Annotated in this window: 14 protein-coding genes; 8 read left to right on the top strand and 6 right to left on the bottom strand. The window is 57.4% G+C overall.

Going from position 1 to position 17,869, the window contains the following annotated elements; genetic code table 11:
* On the top strand, window positions 1–990 hold a 990-nt coding region (locus K9B37_RS13195), incomplete at its 5' end, for an ABC transporter ATP-binding protein (protein ID WP_224313536.1).
* Between the two features lie 150 nt (window positions 991–1,140).
* Here K9B37_RS13195 and K9B37_RS13190 read toward each other — a convergent pair.
* The gene (locus tag K9B37_RS13190; protein WP_224313535.1) at window positions 1,141–2,013 is read right to left on the bottom strand and encodes a MurR/RpiR family transcriptional regulator; all 873 of its coding nucleotides are present in this window, start codon (window positions 2,011–2,013) and stop codon (window positions 1,141–1,143) included.
* A gap of 100 nt (window positions 2,014–2,113) precedes the next feature.
* Here K9B37_RS13190 and K9B37_RS13185 point away from each other — a divergent pair, with 100 nt between their 5' ends.
* The 7 genes from K9B37_RS13185 to K9B37_RS13155 all read left to right on the top strand — a co-directional run bounded on the left by K9B37_RS13185 (window position 2,114) and on the right by K9B37_RS13155 (window position 9,975).
* Window positions 2,114–3,724 (top strand): ABC transporter substrate-binding protein, encoded by a 1,611-nt coding sequence (locus K9B37_RS13185; protein ID WP_224313534.1) that lies wholly within the window; start codon window positions 2,114–2,116, stop codon window positions 3,722–3,724.
* A 35-nt stretch (window positions 3,725–3,759) separates the two neighbouring features.
* Complete coding sequence (locus K9B37_RS13180; protein WP_224313533.1) at window positions 3,760–4,737, top strand: ABC transporter permease; 978 nt, start codon at window positions 3,760–3,762, stop codon at window positions 4,735–4,737.
* Window positions 4,734–5,648: an ABC transporter permease gene (locus tag K9B37_RS13175; RefSeq protein ID WP_224313532.1), complete on the top strand. Its 915-nt coding sequence runs from the start codon at window positions 4,734–4,736 to the stop codon at window positions 5,646–5,648. Before K9B37_RS13180 ends, K9B37_RS13175 begins: the two co-directional genes overlap by 4 nt.
* Window positions 5,645–6,625, top strand: a complete 981-nt coding sequence (locus K9B37_RS13170; protein WP_224313531.1) for an ABC transporter ATP-binding protein — start codon at window positions 5,645–5,647, stop codon at window positions 6,623–6,625. The genes K9B37_RS13175 and K9B37_RS13170 overlap by 4 nt, the downstream gene beginning before the upstream one ends.
* Window positions 6,622–7,626 (top strand): ABC transporter ATP-binding protein, encoded by a 1,005-nt coding sequence (locus tag K9B37_RS13165; RefSeq protein ID WP_224313530.1) that lies wholly within the window; start codon window positions 6,622–6,624, stop codon window positions 7,624–7,626. The genes K9B37_RS13170 and K9B37_RS13165 overlap by 4 nt, the downstream gene beginning before the upstream one ends.
* The gene (locus tag K9B37_RS13160) at window positions 7,623–8,495 is read left to right on the top strand and encodes an alpha/beta fold hydrolase (protein ID WP_224313529.1); all 873 of its coding nucleotides are present in this window, start codon (window positions 7,623–7,625) and stop codon (window positions 8,493–8,495) included. The genes K9B37_RS13165 and K9B37_RS13160 overlap by 4 nt, the downstream gene beginning before the upstream one ends.
* 61 nt (window positions 8,496–8,556) lie before the next feature.
* Window positions 8,557–9,975: a M20 family metallopeptidase gene (locus K9B37_RS13155; protein ID WP_224313528.1), complete on the top strand. Its 1,419-nt coding sequence runs from the start codon at window positions 8,557–8,559 to the stop codon at window positions 9,973–9,975.
* Between the two features lie 742 nt (window positions 9,976–10,717).
* Here K9B37_RS13155 and K9B37_RS13150 read toward each other — a convergent pair.
* From K9B37_RS13150 to K9B37_RS13130, 5 genes are all read right to left on the bottom strand, one after another.
* Window positions 10,718–12,124 (bottom strand): porin, encoded by a 1,407-nt coding sequence (locus K9B37_RS13150; protein ID WP_224313527.1) that lies wholly within the window; start codon window positions 12,122–12,124, stop codon window positions 10,718–10,720.
* Between the two features lie 469 nt (window positions 12,125–12,593).
* On the bottom strand, window positions 12,594–13,787 hold the full coding sequence (locus K9B37_RS13145) for a YncE family protein (RefSeq protein ID WP_224313526.1): 1,194 nt from the start codon (window positions 13,785–13,787) through the stop codon (window positions 12,594–12,596).
* 57 nt (window positions 13,788–13,844) lie between these two features.
* Complete coding sequence (locus K9B37_RS13140; protein ID WP_224313525.1) at window positions 13,845–14,615, bottom strand: DUF1194 domain-containing protein; 771 nt, start codon at window positions 14,613–14,615, stop codon at window positions 13,845–13,847.
* A 2,021-nt stretch (window positions 14,616–16,636) separates the two neighbouring features.
* Window positions 16,637–17,347: a DUF899 family protein gene (locus tag K9B37_RS13135; RefSeq protein ID WP_224313524.1), complete on the bottom strand. Its 711-nt coding sequence runs from the start codon at window positions 17,345–17,347 to the stop codon at window positions 16,637–16,639.
* A gap of 52 nt (window positions 17,348–17,399) precedes the next feature.
* Window positions 17,400–17,828, bottom strand: a complete 429-nt coding sequence (locus K9B37_RS13130; protein ID WP_224313523.1) for a VOC family protein — start codon at window positions 17,826–17,828, stop codon at window positions 17,400–17,402.
* Window positions 17,829–17,869 lie beyond the last annotated feature (41 nt).

The raw sequence follows: 17,869 nt of genomic DNA, 5'->3' as shown, positions 1-17,869 counted from the left end.
GTGTCTGTTGACATTGCGGATGGCGAGTTTGTGATCCTGGTGGGTCCGTCGGGGTGCGGAAAGTCGACGCTGCTGCGGATGGTGGCAGGGCTGGAGAACATCACCGGCGGCGAAATCCGCATCGGTCCAAAGGTGGTGAACAACGTGCCGCCCAAGGAACGCGACATCGCCATGGTGTTCCAGAACTATGCCCTCTATCCGCATATGACGGTGGCCGACAACATGGCCTTCTCGCTCAAGCTCAAGAGGGCCCCGAAGGCCGAGATTACCGCCAAGGTGAACCGTGCCGCCGAGATCCTCGGCCTGACCAAGCTGCTCGACCGTTATCCGCGCCAGCTCTCGGGTGGCCAGCGTCAGCGTGTCGCCATGGGCCGGGCGATCGTGCGCGATCCGCAGGTGTTTTTGTTCGACGAGCCGTTGTCGAACCTCGATGCCAAGCTCAGGGTGCAGATGCGTACCGAGATCAAGGCGCTGCATCAGCGCCTGAAGACCACGACGGTCTATGTCACGCATGACCAGATCGAGGCGATGACCATGGCCGACAAGATCGTGGTCATGCATGACGGCGTCGTCGAGCAGATCGGGGCACCGCTGGAGCTTTACGATCGTCCGGCCAACCTGTTCGTGGCCGGCTTCATCGGCTCGCCGGCGATGAACGTGCTGGAGGGCCGGATCGGCGAGGCGGGGTTTGTCGTCGGCGACCTGACCTTTCCGGTCGGGAGAATGCCGCCTGCCGCGGTGGGCCGACCGGCCTATTACGGCATCAGGCCGGAGCATTTCCATCTCTCGGATCAGGGAATTCCCCTCACCGTGCGCGTTGTGGAACCGACGGGATCGGAGACACAGGTGATCGGAACCTTCGGCAGACAAGAGATAACGTGCGTATTCCGCGAGCGCATCAGCGCTTCGCCTGGCGATGTCATCCCCATTCTGCCCGACGCAGCCCATTCGCATCTGTTTGATAAGGCAAAGGGCATACGCTTGCCGTAATACCGACAGGACGGCATAGCGGCATCGTCGCAAGTACGGATGCTGACGTCAGACGTCGCTAGACTGAAGCCGCTCCTCAGCACCTATGTTTGGGTTCTGTGATGACACACAACTCCACTATGTAACTAACTCACATTAATTCCCGCCGATTCATTGGTAAAACGTCCAGAGAAGGCTTTCGCTGAGCTCCCTCAGCGCCTCGACAGCATCAGGTCTTTCGCGCGCCACGGCTGTGATAAGAGCGTCGGCAAGCGCGAACATTGCAGAGGGGGAGTTCGGCAATAATCTGTTTCGTGCCGGAGCGAACAGCGTCACGTCTGCAATACGTGCCAGTGGCGAGGTTGGCGCATCAGTGAACGCTATCACCATTGCACCATGCTTCTTGGCGAGACTCGTCAGTTCGACGGTTCCGCGTGAATAACGTGGCATGGAGATTGCGAGAACGAGATCATTTTGTCCGGACGACATCATGTGTCGAATGGCGTGCTCGGGCCCAACACGCGACGATGCAAAGATGACGCTCGCCTCAAGATAAAGGGCGAGCCCTTCTTCGAGATAAGCCGCCACATGATGGCTAGCGCCGGATCCAACGATGAAGACGCGATGAGACCGCAAGAGGGCGTCGATGACCTGCGAGCAAATGGCTTCGTCCAGTGTCGAAATTGCTTCCGTTAGATTGGCTGCCTGATCCTTGAGCGCGGTGACGAGAGTCGCGAATGTCGATCCAGCCGCGGCACGGCCATCTGCCAAGCCATCCACCGGCGCCATGGCGAGCTTGAGGGCGGACGAAAGTGCGGCGCGGAACTCGCTATAGCCAGCATAATCCAAATTCCGCACGAAACGGGTAACCGTCGCTGTCGAGGTGCTGCTACGCTCCGCCAATCCCTCGATCGTCATCGTCGCGCTATCGAGCGGATTCTGTAACACAAAATCCGCCACGCGCCGGTGCGCACCGCTAAGCGCCGGATAAACGGCCGCTATTCTGTTGGCGAGGTCCGTCGTCGGCTTAAGGGCGGGGGGCATCGGCGCTCCAGGCAGATTGACGTCAGAAATTTTTCATGTTCTCTAAATTTGGAAAATAAATCTGTCAAAATGACAGAAGCAAGGGAACGGAGAAAATTCCATGCGCAACCGCCTGATGTTCGCGTTCGTCGCCGGCACTTGCCTGCTCAGCGCACCCGCCTGGGCTCAATCCCTGCGGGTCGCGCTCAGCTCTGAGCCGACGGCAATCGATCCACATTATCACGATCTGTCGCCGAACAATGCTCTCGCGGCTCATATCTTCGAAGGATTGACCAAGCAGGACGAGACACAAAAGCTCCTGCCGGGCCTTGCCACATCCTGGGACAATGATGGCAAGAACAAGTGGACATTCAAGTTGCGCCAAGGCGTGACGTTCTCGGACGGCAAGCCTTTTACAGCTGACGACGTGATCTTCACCTTCTGCCGGACACTCAAGAACGAGACCGCCATTGCCGGATCCTTCGCGGACATCACCGGTAACTTCACGGCTGTCGAGGCACCCGATTCTCAAACCATCGTCATTACGACCAAGACGCCCGATCCGCTTCTGCCGAACTTCCTCTCCGGTGTTGGCATCCTAAGCGCTTCCATCATCCCGCACGATAAGCTGACTTTCGAGCCCGCCAAGAACTGCGGGGTAACAGGGAACTGGCCGGTCGTCGGCGATTTCAACGACGGTAAGCTCGCCATTGGCACAGGCCCCTACAAGTTCAAGAGCTATGTGAAGGGAACGGCTATTGAGCTCGATCGCAACGAGAAATATTGGGGCCCCGCAGAGCCCTGGGCCAGTGTACGTTTCGTGCCCGTTCCCAATGCAGGTCCGCGCCTAGCAGGTCTTCTCGCCGGCGACTACGATGTGATCGAGAACCCGGCAGCGCGCGATCTCGGACGAATCAAGGACGACAAGCGCTTCGGTTACGTGATCACACCCTCGACTCGTGTGATCTATTTCCAGCTCGACGTGGCACGTGATGAGAGTCCGTTCGTCAAGGCTGAGAACGGCAAGAACCCGCTCAAGGATCCGCGTGTTCGCAAGGCGATGTCGCTCGCAATCGATCGTGACGCGATCGTGAAGCGCATCATGGACGGTGCAGCCGAGCCGGCCTATCAGTTCCTGCCCACCGGCATGTTCGGAACGCTTCCGAACCCGCCAGCGCTGCGCTACGATCCGACCGAGGCCAAAAAGCTTCTCAGCGAGGCCGGCTACCCTAAGGGTTTCCAGGTCACGCTTTCGACGACCAACGACCGCTACATCAACGATAGCCAAATCGCCCAGGCCGTCGCGCAATATCTGACTCAGATTGGCATTCGCGCCGATGTGGATGCCATGACACGCGCGATCTATTTCCCGCGCCGCTCCAAGAAGGAATTCAGCGTTGCACTCGGCGGGTGGGGTTCCACGAGCGGTGAGGCGTCCTCCTTCCTGAGGCAATGGCCTGCAACGCCGGATGAGGCCAAGACCATCGGCGGCTCGAACTATGGCGGCTACGCGGATGCCGAATTCGACAAACTGATCCAGTCCGCGATCACGACTCTCGACGATGCCAAGCGGTCGGAACTGCTTCAGAAGGCCGGCGCGCAAGTTCTCGAAAGTAATGCGTTCATACCGCTGCATTTCGAAAGCACCGTCTGGGCCTACAAGTCCAACCTGACCTATGTCGGCCGCGCGGACCAGTTCACGATGGCCATGTCGGTCAAGCCAAAGCAGTGAGTAGGCAGGAGCGTCCTTAGCCTGGAATACATGCAATGACGGCCTATGTTCTGCAGCGCTTGATCCAGAGTATTCTGGTTCTACTCGCGGTTTCGATCGTCGTCTTCCTTGCCGTCTACGGCATTGGAGACCCGATCGAACTGCTGGTCCCGCCGCAGGTGAGCGCGGCCGAGCGCGCGGCGATGATCCGTCGCCTCGGCCTCGACCTGCCCGTCTTGCAGCAGTATCTCGTTTTTCTGGGCAATGCCCTCAAGGGCGATCTCGGGCGCTCCTTCGTGCATGGCGTGCCGGCAGTCGATCTGATTCTGGCCAGACTGCCGGCCACTTTTGAACTCGTTCTTCTGGCCATGAGCCTTGCAGCCGTCGTGGGAATACCGCTCGGCCTTCTTGCCGGGCTCAATCCGGAAAGCCGTCCAAGCCGAGCGATCATGGCCGGAACGGTTCTTGGGTTTTCGCTGCCGAGTTTCTGGAAAGGAATGATGCTTGTCCTTCTCTTCAGCGTTGCCCTCGGCTGGCTGCCGACGGCAGGGCGGGGCGAAACGGTGTCGGTCCTCGGTATCCAAACGAGCCTACTGACGCTCGACGGCCTGAAGCACCTTGTCTTGCCCGCCCTCAACCTGGCCATTCCGAATATGGCGCTGATGATCAAGCTCGTCGCTGCCGGAACATCAGAGGCGATGACTCAAGACTACGTCAAATACGCCCGCGCCAAGGGCGTCCGTCCCAAACGAGTCGTCGGGCGGCATGTGCTGCGCAATATCTTGATCCCTGTCGTCACGGTGGCCGGGATGGAATTTGGCAGCTTGGTTGCTTTCTCGACGATTACCGAAACCGTTTTTGCTTGGCCTGGCATGGGCAAACTCCTGATTGACAGCATCTACCAACTCGACCGTCCGGTCATCGTTGCTTACGTGATGCTTGCAACGCTGCTTTTCGTGGCCGTGAACTTCCTCGTCGACATCCTCTACGCTGCGCTCGATCCCCGCGTGAAGCTGACGGGAGAAATGGTATGAACCCGTCGAAATCGGGGGCGGCAATTGTCGCATCCTATGCCGATACGCCGCTCCGGAAAAAGGTGCTGCGACGCATTCGCAATCGACCAACGACGCGCGGCGCAGCGATCCTCTTAGGCATCCTCGTCCTTCTCGCAGTGTTGGCGCCCGTCATCGCTCCCCAGAATCCGCACGATCTCGCATCCTTGAGTGTGATGGACAACCGCTTGGCCCCCGGTTCCGAGAGCATAAATGGCATGACCTACTGGCTTGGTACGGATGCTCAAGGCCGGGATATGCTCAGTGCTATCCTCTATGGCCTTCGCACAAGCCTTCTCGTCGGATTGTCCTCAACCGTCGGCGCCCTTGCCATCGGCGTCGCCGCAGGCCTTGTGGCGGCACAGTTCGGAGGAGTCATCGACGCGGCCATCATGCGCGTCGTCGACTTCATGCTGGGCTTCCCATCGATTCTCATTGCACTTGTCCTTCTCGCCTCTATCGGACGCGGGGTCGATAAAGTGATCATTGCCATTATCCTCGTGCAATGGGCGCAATACGCTCGCCTGATGCGCGCTGCCGCACTCGTTGAGCGGCGTAAGGAATATATCGAGGCGGCGGTCAATTTCGGCCTTCCGACCCGTCATATCATGCTGGCCCATTTGCTGCCGAACTCTATCGGCTCTGTGCTCGTCGTCTCGACAATCAGCATTGCCGGAGCGATCACGCTCGAGGCAACACTGTCGTTTTTAGGAGTTGGCGTGCCGGTGACGCAGCCGTCGCTCGGCCTTCTGATCGCCAACGGATTCGAGTTTCTGCTCTCTGGCGAGTATTGGATCGCGGTGTTCCCTGGCATTGCGCTGGTCCTGCTGATCATCTCACTCAATCTCGTGGGAGATCGTCTGCGCCGCAGCTTCAACGTGAGGGGCTCATGACATCGCCCCTCCTTGAGGTTCGTGGCCTCAAAACCGTATTTCATGACCTCAAAGGTGCGTGGCCTGCCGTCGACGGAGTCGACCTTATCGTGGAACCAGGCGAGATTCTCGGGCTCGTCGGTGAATCCGGATCCGGCAAATCCGTAACCGGTTTCTCGCTCGTCCAATTGATCGACGCTCCTGGGGAAGTCGTCGCCGGCGACGTGATGTTCAAGGGCGAAGATCTGCGGCGCGCGTCCGAGGAGCGCATGCGTAATCTGCGCGGTGACCGCATCGCGATGATCTTCCAGGATCCATTGATGACGCTCAATCCGGTCCTGAGCATTGGGGAGCAGATGTGCGAAGCGATCCTCGAGCACCGTACTGTAAGCCGACAAGAGGCCTTGAAGGAAGCGGCCAACGCATTGGCGCGCGTCGGCATTCCGTCTCCGGAGGCGCGCCTCAAACAGTTCCCGCACGAATTCTCGGGCGGCATGCGCCAGCGGGTTGCGATCGCAACGGCGCTTCTAAACAAACCGGACTTGATCATCGCCGATGAGCCGACCACCGCACTCGACGTGACGATTCAGAGCCAGATCCTCTTTGAGGTCCAGAAGTTAAGCCGCGAGACTGGTGCAGCGGTACTGTGGATCACGCATGACCTTGCCGTCATCGCTGAACTCGCGGACCGTGTCGCTGTCATGTATGCCGGGCGAATCGTCGAAACGGGAACAGTGGACGATGTATTAGATCACCCGCGCCATCCATATACGCTGGGTTTGCTCGGCTCATCTGCTGCAGCCATAGCTCCTGGCGAACGGTTGAGGCAGATCAACGGCATGGCACCTAGTATCAACTCTAGGCCCAGCGGATGTCCGTTCCGACCTCGCTGCGAGCGCGCTCTCGCGATTTGCTCTGAAGTCGATCCATCGCCACAATCCGACCGCGAACACAGCTACCGCTGCCACAATCCAGTACCAGAGGGCAGCACTCCATGACTTCGCCCATCTTCGAATTGCGCGGTGTGAAGCGACACTTCCGTGGAAAGTCGACTTTTGCCCAGCATATTCTCGCTACCATTGGTCAGGCATCACCGCCCCCCGTCTTGCGGGCCGTCGATGGCGTCGATCTGCACGTAAATCGCGGTGAGGTGCTGGGGCTCGTGGGTGAGTCCGGTTGTGGCAAGTCCACCCTTGCGCGCGTTGCCACAGGCATCCTCAAGCCTACGGCCGGTGAGGTGACGTATAACGGGCGCTCAGTAGCTGGCCTGAAAGGCAAGGAGCGGCTGGATTATCTGCTCAAAGTGCAGATGGTCTTTCAAGATCCCTATGCATCTCTCGATCCGCGTATGCAAGTGCACAAGATCGTCGGTGAAGCTCTGCGTGTCCACCGCCTTCTGCCAAGAAGTGAGATCAATCCTGCTGTGGATAGAGCGCTGACCGAAGTCGGACTCGATCTTGCCTACCGGAACCGCTACCCGCACCAATTTTCCGGCGGCCAACGTCAACGCATCGGAATTGCAAGAGCGCTTGCGGTGAAGCCCGATTTCCTGGTTTGCGACGAGCCAGTTTCTGCGCTCGACGTCTCGATTCAAGCTCAAGTCATCAACCTGTTCATGGATGTGCGGGAGAAACACGGTCTGACTTATCTCTTCGTCAGCCACGATCTGGGTATCGTCCGCCATATCAGCGACCGTGTCGCGATCATGTATCTCGGGCGCATCGTCGAAGTCGGACCGGCCGCGGCCGTCTTTGCCAAACCAGCCCATCCCTACAGCGCTGCTCTAATCGCGGCGAGCCCCTCAGCCGCTCGACGCAAGCGTGCCTTCCAGCCGCTCAGAGGCGAACTTCCATCTCCCCTCTCACCACCGAGTGGCTGCCCATTTCACCCGCGCTGCGAACACGCTATGCCTGTATGCCGTGACGTTCGCCCCGCTCTGGCGGAGATCGCTCCTGGCCGCAGCGCAGCCTGCCATTTGCATATTTCGGACAACACATGACCACGAGCGCTCTCACGCCCCAAACAGGCCGCACGACACTTTCTTACGTGGATCCGTTTCACCCGGATCGCCCGCTCGCGGTGAACTTCTATCGCCCTTCCACTCACGGTCCAGATGATCCAGTCGTCATCGTCCAGCACGGCATGCTTCGCAACGGCGACGATTATCGTGACTTTTGGATTCCTGCCGCGGAAAAGCACCGCCTTCTCATCGCAGCTCCTACCTTCTCGAACGAGAACTTTCCCGGAGCGGAAGGATACAATAACGGTCTCGTCCTCGGAATCGACGGAAGCGTGCAGCCATATGAGCATTGGATCTATTCCGTGCCGGGACGCGTGCTTACAGCTTTGCGAAATAGCGGTACGACACGCAGACCTCAGGCATATCTCTTTGGACACTCCGCCGGCGGCCAGTTTTCCCACCGCTTGCTGGCAACTCAGGACCATTCGCCGTTTGAAGCAGTGATCGCTGCCAACCCCGGCTGGTACACTTTGCCAACGATGGAGCGCGAATTTCCGGAAGGACTTTCTGGCATCGGCCTCGATGAAGCGAACCTCTCGAGATGGCTTTCCCGTCCGATGCACATTTTCGCAGGCGACCAAGATATCAGTATGGATGATCCGAATCTTCCTGCACAGCTAGAGGCTCTGAGGCAGGGTCCCACGCGGTATGCCCGTGCTCATTTCGTCTACGACTTCGCACGACGAGAAGCAGAGCGTCTCGACCTCCCGTTCCGCTGGCAGTTGGTCCGGGTAGCGGGGGTGGGCCACGATGGCGCCGCCATGTCACGTGCCGCGGCTGCCTACTGGTTTGAGGACCGCATCCCCCCGGCCGAGGAACTTATTTCCGAGCAAGCTGGCACGTTGTGATCAGCGAGAATCTTATCTTCGCTCAGTGTTTCCTCACGCGTGCATTATTTGGGAGTTGGAAATGAACGTCCGGAATGAGATTTGGCAACATGTCGAAGCCGCCCAGGATAGGCTCGTCGCCTTGAGCGATCGGGTCTGGGGGATGCCGGAGGTCTGCTATACCGAAGTGCGCTCGGCAGCAGAACACGTCGCAGAACTTCGCCATCAGGGGTTTCGTATCACAGAAGGCGTGGCTGGCATTCCGACCGCTGTTATCGGCGAAGCAGGCAAGAGTGGTCCCATTATTGCCTTCATGGGTGAGTTCGATGCGCTTCCTGGCCTGAGTCAAGAGGCCGGCGTCGCAGAACATCGACCGATTGAGGCTGGCGGACATGGACATGGGTGCGGTCATAACCTTCTCGGCGCTGGTGCCATGCTTGCAGCAGTGGCCCTGAAGAACTGGCTAGCCGAGAAAGGCATCCCTGGTCGCGTTCGCTACTATGGATGTCCTGCCGAGGAGGGAGGCGCGGCCAAATCCTTCATGGTACGCGCTGGCGCCTTCGATGACGCCGACATTGCCATATCCTGGCATCCCTACAGCTTCTGGGAAGTTGCACCGGCCCTCTCACTCGCCAACACGCGTGCGGACTTCATCTTCACTGGCCGTGCTGCGCACGCTGCCGCCTCTCCCCACCTTGGTCGAAGCGCCCTCGATGCCGTCGAATTGATGAATGTGGGCGTGAACTATATGCGTGAGCATATGCCATCCGATGCCCGTGTTCATTACGCTTTGCTAGATACGGGTGGTATTGCACCGAACGTTGTCCAGGCCCATGCCCGCGTTCGCTACTCCATTCGTGCCATGGACTTGGCCGGGATGCTTGAACTGGTCGAGCGGGTCCACAAAATCGCACAGGGCGCCGCTCTCATGACAGAGACGAGCGTCGAGATGCGCATTGTCAGCGCCGTATCGAACACGCTCGGCAATGAACCTCTTGAGCGCGCCCTGCACGACGCCATGGAGGAGCTGGGAGCCCCTCCGTTTGACGAGAATGATCGCGCATTCGCCCGCGAGATCCGTTCGACTCTATCTCCGCAGGAGATTGCGTCCGTTTACCGTGCTGTCGGCCAGAAGCAGACTGATGCGCCGCTCGCGGACTTCCTCATTCCTCTCGACTCTCCGCGTAAACCGATGATTGGATCGACGGACATCGGCGACGTAAGCTGGGTCGTACCGACCGTGCAGGCTCATGCGCCCACGGTCGCTATCGGAACACCCTTCCACACATGGCAAGTCGTTGCTCAGGGCAAGACGCCTGCCGCTCACAAGGCTATGATTCATGTCGCTAAGGCAATGGCGGCAACTGGATTGGCAGCGATCATCGATCCTGCGCTCATCACAGCCGCAAAGGCCGATCTCGCCAACAGAACTCGGGAAACGCCATATGTGAGTCCGTTGCGTAAAGGCGTTGAACCGCCGCTCGACATGTCCGCGGGCTAGGCAGATCATTTCGCGCTTCGGGTTTCTATGTTGCGATGGGCAACAGCGCCGAATTGCTTGGTCCTGCGCTGGAGAGTCTCTTTTTCAAAGATGCCTGAATTGTTGCCGTGAATGGAAGTGGGTCGCATTCCGCTTCCATTCACGGCAAGGCAGTAGCACTTAAGAATTCCAGCTTATAATGATTGCCTCCGCTCCGATCAGCTCAGTCTGGATACCCTTCCATTTCTCTGAGGTAACGGAGATTAGGATAGCCCGCTGCGGTGCATGTGGGAGGGCCGGCCCAGCAATGCGGCCAAAGCTCCGGAGCAGGATAGGAAGAAGCTATAGGCATGCCGATCGCTCCCGTTGCAGTAGGCTCACGATAAACCCGCCTATGTTGCACAGTCCGATGATGTGGCGCACTTTGCTGAGCGTATTGCGCCGTCTCAAGCATTGCTGCGGCTTTGCTCGGCACCCAATCTTGGGCCTGGGTGGCAGAACCGGTGAAAACGAATGCCGCTCCAACTGCGGCTAGAGAAATGAACTTGTGCATGGAGCACCTCCCTTTAGGGACTGTCGAACCAACAGCGATCCCTAAATCGGCGTTCCCAATCATCGGCTTTGATCGCGCGACTGTGATCCCGGCACATACTCCCTTTCAGCCAAGGAAATCTACGCGGGAGATTGCGCCCTTCGCTTGCGCTTAGGGACGCAAATTCATGCGCTTTGTACCGAGATCTTCAATTCTTCATCGGAGGGACGGTTAGAAGTCGCGCTGCACGCGTAGTCGGCCTTCCCAGGAATGCGAAGAGCCTTCGATGGTGCCGGGAACACCTGGAATGACTGAGGGAACGAATACCCGGCCGCGAGGATCAAGCTTAGCATAGATTACTTCGAGACCGAGATCGAGGCCGCTGACGGGTGACCAGATCACGTTCGAACCAAGACGAAGCTCGTTGAAGTCGACAAGGCCTGTCGTAAACCCAGCCGGAACAATAGTTGAGGCACCGGCGCCGTACTCGACCCGCATGTATGAGCCGAAGATCGACTGGCGAATCTGTGGTGTCCAATAGTGTCGGAAGCCGCCGGCGATCGACCAACCATGGCCACGCTTGATGTCGCCTGTAATGGGGTTGATGTAGGCATCGACCATTCCGACTGCGCCGGCTGCGCCAATTTGGTTATTCGGATCAACCGCAGTAGCCGAGTTGCCGCCGTTCATATAGGCGAGCGCACCGTTGGTGTAGGTTGCAGCCAGCCAGAGAGCGTCGCCCGGCGCAAGTTGTGGAAGATTGAAGCTCAAATAACCTGCTGCTGCGAAGCCGTATTCCGTATCCGGAATCGTTCCTTCCACAAGTGGCCCATAAATGATTGGACCGCCCACCGCATTCGTGAGGACGAGACTCCGAATCTGGTGGACAGCACCGGAGATCTGAGCCGTACCCCAAGTTCCTGTATACTTGATATTACCAACAAGATCAGGCGCGCGTTGGCCCGCGTATAGGAGCGTGTTTGCAGCAAAGCCACCTGGAATAAAGCCGGCCAAACGACGCTCAAGTCCATCTTCGATCGACAGGGTTGCGGAAAATCCGTTGCCGAAAGAGAAAGTGTAGGCCAACAGATCGACATCCGGCGCGTCGTCGAAGCGCAATGTGCCAAAGTGCTCAGTCGGTAAGTCACTGTTGGAGAAGAACGATATGACGCGACCAGCTGTCAGCCCTCCGAACTGGATGAATGCTTCAGCGACTTGAGGAGATGTAATAATCGTTCCGGCGAGAGGAATGCCATTACTGACGGCGGCGTTTCCGCCAAAGCCATTGAGAGCTGAGCCCGACCTACGGGTGATTTCAAAACGAACGACCGAACGAAGCAAACCATATGCGGTCATCGTGCGGGCATCCAATTGGATGCGACCTCGCGTATAGAACCCGGTTGCATCCTGAGCGCGCCCGAATGTAGAGCTATACAAATACTCGGCTCGGACACGACCACCGACACGCAGACAGGTCTCGGTACCTGGAATATAGAAGAATCCGGTACCGATCGTGGAGCATACGCGGACATACTCGACAGGTGCAGCCTTTGCGACGGGGAGATCCGCCGCCTGGGCGCCCGCAGCGGTAGCGAAGCCTGTGGTCAACCCGAGTAAAAGACCCTTGTAGCGCTCCATAATGATCCTCCCGACAGTCCAATCTTGATGGCCCCTAGAAGTCATAGCCGGAAAGGGCAGCATCACTTTGCGCCCATGGCTTTTCTTGGCGTGTCGAATCCCACTATTGGAGTCTAAGCGTGCGTTGAAATAAGTCTGTTGCGGCCTAGCCACACAGATTCAAATTGCAGGCCCCGGCACTGCCTCTAAAGTGGTACTGCTTAGAGACAATTATATGTATTCCGCGATATAGGACTTTATAGAAGCCCCAGTATCGGCTGAGCTGCCGTCCTTGCTATATCGATTCAGAGTCTGCACGTCCGTCCGAAGTTTTGGCTACAAAACAGCTGAGGTCTTACTCAACTCGCTATGGCCAGACTGGGCGCTGCAGCATAGAAAAGAGATTGCTGTTGCCTCGCATTTCAGAAGATTGGCTTTTCCGAACGGCGTTAGACCGACAGCATTGTCCCATCATGTCCGAGACAGGCCTTCATCGCATATTTCCGGTGTGCCCAAGCGAGTAACGACCTGGCTGCGGCCATACGGTTAGGCCATGCGGCTCACGCCCAACTGGAACTGATTGCACAGTACCGTTATCAGTATCGATGACATAAACGACATTGTCGAACCGCCCAGAGAGCCAAAGCTGCTTTCCATCGGCGCTGACTTGACCCATGTCTGGGCTCCCACCACCTGGAATTGGCCACGTCGTCTCGACTCGACGGGTTGAGAAATCGATGACCGAGACACTTCCCGGACCGTGGCGCGGCCCGCTGGGATGATGGGAGCCTCGATTGGACACGTAGATCTTCTGGCTATCGCGACTGGGATAGAGCCCATGTGCGCCAATGCCTGTTGCGATGAAGCCAATCTCCTCGAGCGTCTCGCCTTTCACCAGGAAGACACCGTCTGCCATCATATCAGCTACGTAAAAGAGACTTCCATCCGGTGATATGCGAATGTCTTGTGGCATGCCACCCTTGGACAGTTTCAAAAATCCCACGATGGCATTCTGCACTAAATCGATCTTAACCAAACTGCCACTAAACTCGCAGGTGAAGACGGCGTAACGGCCATCGATCGAAAAATCGGCGTGATTGATACCCGCGCATTGCGGGATTGCTAACGAATGCCGAAGAGACATGGTCTTGGGATCGCGGAACTCGAGCTGCCTTCGCGCTTCAGCAACAACGATGGCTGATTGACCATCGGGTGTGAAATAGAGGTTATAGGCATCTGGTACTGAGATTATTCGGCTAGGTTTGCCGGTCGCTGCATCGATGGGCAGAAGGCTGCCCCGATCCTTGCGGCCTTTGGCGCTTCCCGCCACCCATAAGGTCTTAAGATCCCAGGAAGGAACAACATGCTGCGGATTACGACCTGCCTTAAAGTGATCGACGACCTTCAATGTCGCCGGATCAATGACATCCACATCGCCACTGGCGATATTGGGCACGTAGACTCGAGGCGTTGCATTCGCAACGATTGAGCTAATCCGGTTCGCTGAAGTTTCGCTATAGAGATTATTCGGATCAACGACAGGCGGCATGCCCGGAACGGTTTCGATATGTTGCAAACTATCGGATCCGGTTTGTGCATGAGATCCGTGGAAAGCCCAGGAGAGACTGGCGATTAGGAAGGCGAGAAGTCTCAAAGAACAGTGGAACTGTGATCGATTGAGCATGTGGACCATCCGGCATCGATCAGCAACGAGTGGAGGTGCAACATGCCATACTCTGCCCTAGTTCCTGGAGCCGTCGGCCGTGCAGTCGGCACGGGGTTCCTGGGCTTGCGCCAGCTGAATCATCAACCCTGGAGTACTCGACACCTCTCTCAGGATCTTCATCTTGATTGCCGTCTGAAACTGCGCCCGTTCACGGGCCGGGACAATGAATGCGCCTGGCCCACCAATGACACAATCCCGATAATAGCGCTCGAGATTTGGGGTATCGAAAGCATTCGGAGTCTTGAGCGTGATCGGTAGGCCGTTGATGACGATGCCTTTCGCTATCGCCTCATCGCGTGCAGCCGTTACAGGCCGTCCATCGTTGTTAGATCCGTCGCCTGATACATCGACGACGCGGCGAGTAGCCATAAGACCACTGGATTCGAACAGCTGTGAAGCTCGGTCAAGCGCTCCGGAAATCGAGGTGAGTTGAGCGCGCCGGAGTGGTATGTGTGAGATCCGGTCCGCAAACGCTAGAATGCCCTCTGGATTATCGAGCACCGTCCAAGGTAGCATAATCCATTGCTCAGAAGCACTCGACCACTCCATGTACGTAACTGCGATGCGGCCGGCGCTGCCGTTCCGGATGGCGTCATGCACAAGCGGCGAGCGGAATGCCTCGGCATAGCCTTCTCGTTGCAATTCCTGTTCATCTTCGTCCATCGAATAGGAAACATCCACGGCAATAACGAGAGCGAGATCGACCTCGGTCTCGGCACGTGCTGGCAGTGATCCGGCGAATAGGCCTAAAAGCAGGCCGGCGAGGACGAACCGAAGCCATTTCATCGCATGTCCTCTGCGAACGGGATCAGTCTGACATGACTTGGCTTGGCTGGAAAGCCAAGACTTGGAGGCAATTCCTTTGGTTGAACTACCCGATCGTGCCCGTTTGCGGCCGGATGGTCCGACTGCCAAGGCTCATGTGCTCGTAAGATCGTAATCGCTTTCTATTTCTTCACGGATTTCCTAGGTCCCCTCCGATGATGATGACCGGCGTTGGAACAGAGCTTGAGCAAGATTCGAGAGCTTGTCAGGTAAGGGAGCAAGAAGAGTGTCCTGATACCGGTTCCTGAGTCCTTGCGCGAGGAAATCTTCCACATGTCGAGGAAGACGTGGCATCTTGTCAGGATTTAGTCCGTGCCGTTGCGCTCTTGCGTTCTGGCCTTTCGGCGTCATTGTGCTTTATCCCTCCCGTTGCCTCTGCCGACTATCACGATTTAGCGTGCAATTGTGTGGACAATCTGCCCCGGCAATGACCCTCAACTTAAGATTCACGAATGGCGTCTGAGGAAATAATCCAGTTCCGTTCGCCACACCATCGCTGACTATCTTGACCACTGGCGCAACCGGCTGGGTCAGAATCGACCGACTAGTTGTCAGATACCCGGTCGCCTGATTGAAGGGGCGATATCTCAAAATTGCGCGATACAGTCTCCGCGTCATGCAGTCAGTTATTGTACGCTGCTGTATCGGCGAATCCGATACATTGAATATGGCCAAGACATTTGAATACGGCAAAAGCATCGAAAGGCGGCCCTTGAATCGGTCGAGACAGCGCCGATCCATCACCAGCCTTTCCCTTATCTTCCTCGGAAGAGACAAGGCAATACCGCTTATTCTATAATGGTGGCCCTGTCCGAGGCCGTCTGTGGTCCTAAAGAAGTCCACGTGACACTGCACAATAGATGTGTTGGCAGGTGACTGTCACAATCGCTTAGCTCTTCAAATCCTGGGTTGGTGGATCTTATGCTTCCAGCATTTGGCTTTCATGGCCGAGCTTTGTTGCATGAGATTCGAAGCAACGCAAAATGGTGTGGATGTGCGTCCGAGTTGAAGCTGTTTAGTTCCCAACTGGAGAAGCATCATGACCCGACTTTCTATGATAGCGATGGCAGTTTTCGCTCTCGCTGCGTCACCGACATTTTTTCTTGCGACGGCGACCCCGGCGATCGCTCAAGACGATTGGTCTTCTGGCGATACCGACGGCAGCCTGCGAGACCTTGTCCGAGGGTGGATTCAAAATCGTACCGACCGCCGCGATATGCTTATGGACTTGATTCAGGAGCGCCAGAGTCAGCGAGATGATCTTATGGGATCACCTCAGGACCGCCTGGATCGCCGCGACGAAATTATCGATTTTCTTCGGAATCATCCAGCATTGCGAGAGCGTCTTCGCGAACGCTTAGCCTCACGATGGAATTCTGAAGACGAGAGCGGTGGTGATTGGCGCGGTGGTTTGCGCGATCGCTTGGCGGAGCGCCTGGGCGGTAATTGCTACTTCTTCACGCGGAGCCTCAGAGATCAGGACGGCAGCCTCTTGGTCGTGGTCCGCAGGCGCATCTGTCGCGATTAGCCTGTCGGATTTTTCAAAGGGAGATGTGAAATGAAGCGGGCCTTTGTCGTGGCGGTCAGCTTGATGCTGAGTTCTTTGCCAGCCTTCAGTCAGGGTTCAGATGGTTCTGACGATCGCGGCATGTCTATGAATCAGCGCGACCGTGATCTAAGTGATCTCCTGCGTGGTCTTGATGGCCGGATGTCAGGAGGAGGAGCATCATCACGAGGTGCGGGCTTTCTGTTGCGCTCGGGAGATGCGACCCTTGCCGTGCGGTGCGATCCACGGGATTCCATGAGAGCCTGCGTCGATGCAGCGACGACGTTGCTGGAACGGGCACATGCGGCAATGCCACCGGGAGGCGGCTCCGGTGCTCCGGCTCCCGGGACACCGCCGGCGAGATAGTTTGTTGGCCGAACTGACGGCACCATCCAGAATCACGCAAGCGTCGGAGTGAAATCTTTTCATTCGCTTGCTAGATGGTGCTGTCATATTCCAGTTTCGGATACCAATCCTTGCCTCTCCCCTCAGGAGTACAGTCGAGAATGGTCCATAGCGGCATCAGGTCCGGCGCACCGCGCGGGTCTTGCCCGGGGTCAGCCGTCTCCATGCCCATCTCACCGCTCCAGAAATGGCGGACCGTTCCGTCGCGACGCGTGAACACGTTGAACGCCGGCACGTCCGCGTCATCAGTACTGACATAGTCCCGCGTATAGTCGCCGGTCAGATCGGAGTAGATCCTCAGGCTTTTCCAGCCACGCTCGTGTTTGAAGGCGACCAAGCGCTCGACGGGTGAACGAGCGATCACGACGAGAGCTGCGCGCTGCTCAACATCGAGCGCCTCGCCGTCCCAGGAAGAGAGCAGCGAAGTGCACATGGGGCACGGACGCTTGCGTTGAGGTCCAAACATATAACTGTACGCCACAAGCGTTTGCTTATCACGGAACAAATCGAGGAAGCTGACCGGACCCTCTTCGCCTATGAAGCGATAGTCTTTCGTGATCGCGCCGCCTGGTGGCAATGCGCGACGCATTTCCGCAACTCGCTCGATGTGTCGCCGCAGCTCTATCTCCTCGGCGAGAAGAGCTGTTCGGGCACGACGATACTCATCGCTCTCATTGGGAAATCGCGCATCGTTGATCTCGGCGAGTTCTCTGGCAGGCTTCAGCGATGTCGAAGCGGTCATGGGGGTGCTCACGCTGTCATGTTCAGGAAACTGTGATGCTGCTTGGCCGAAGTCAGGCAGGCGTCGTTCCGAACGCCCAGGTGACACCGAAGGGATCCTTCACCATGCCATATCGGTCACCCCAAAACTGAAGTGCCATGGGCATCAGAACGGTGCATCCAGCGGCGACAGCGCGGTCGAACCAACGGTCCGCATCATCAACATGAAGATGAAGGTTGAAGCCATCATGAGTCGTCGCAGGGTAGCCATGCTCGGGCATAGGATCCATCAGCATGATGGAGCCGCCATTAACATCGATGCGAGCGTTGAGGATGCGGCCATCGTCCATCTTGGCGCGCTCTCCGATCTCCTCTGCGTCGAGCGCTTTCTTATAGAAGTCAATCGCGGCAGCTGCACCGTCGAGCATCAGGTAAGGAACCACCCCACCTTTCAGTGGCGCACGTAAATCGGCGGGACGCTCGGATACGGTGGATTCGGCCATGGCTCGTACTCCAGTGAATCTTGACAAAGAAGATTGATATC

The sequence above is a fragment of the Microvirga puerhi genome (assembly GCF_020089865.1).
GTDB classification, from domain to species: Bacteria; Pseudomonadota; Alphaproteobacteria; order Rhizobiales; family Beijerinckiaceae; genus Microvirga; species Microvirga puerhi.
Note: the sequence above shows the minus strand (reverse complement) of the source record. Positions and strands in the feature narration are given on the sequence as shown.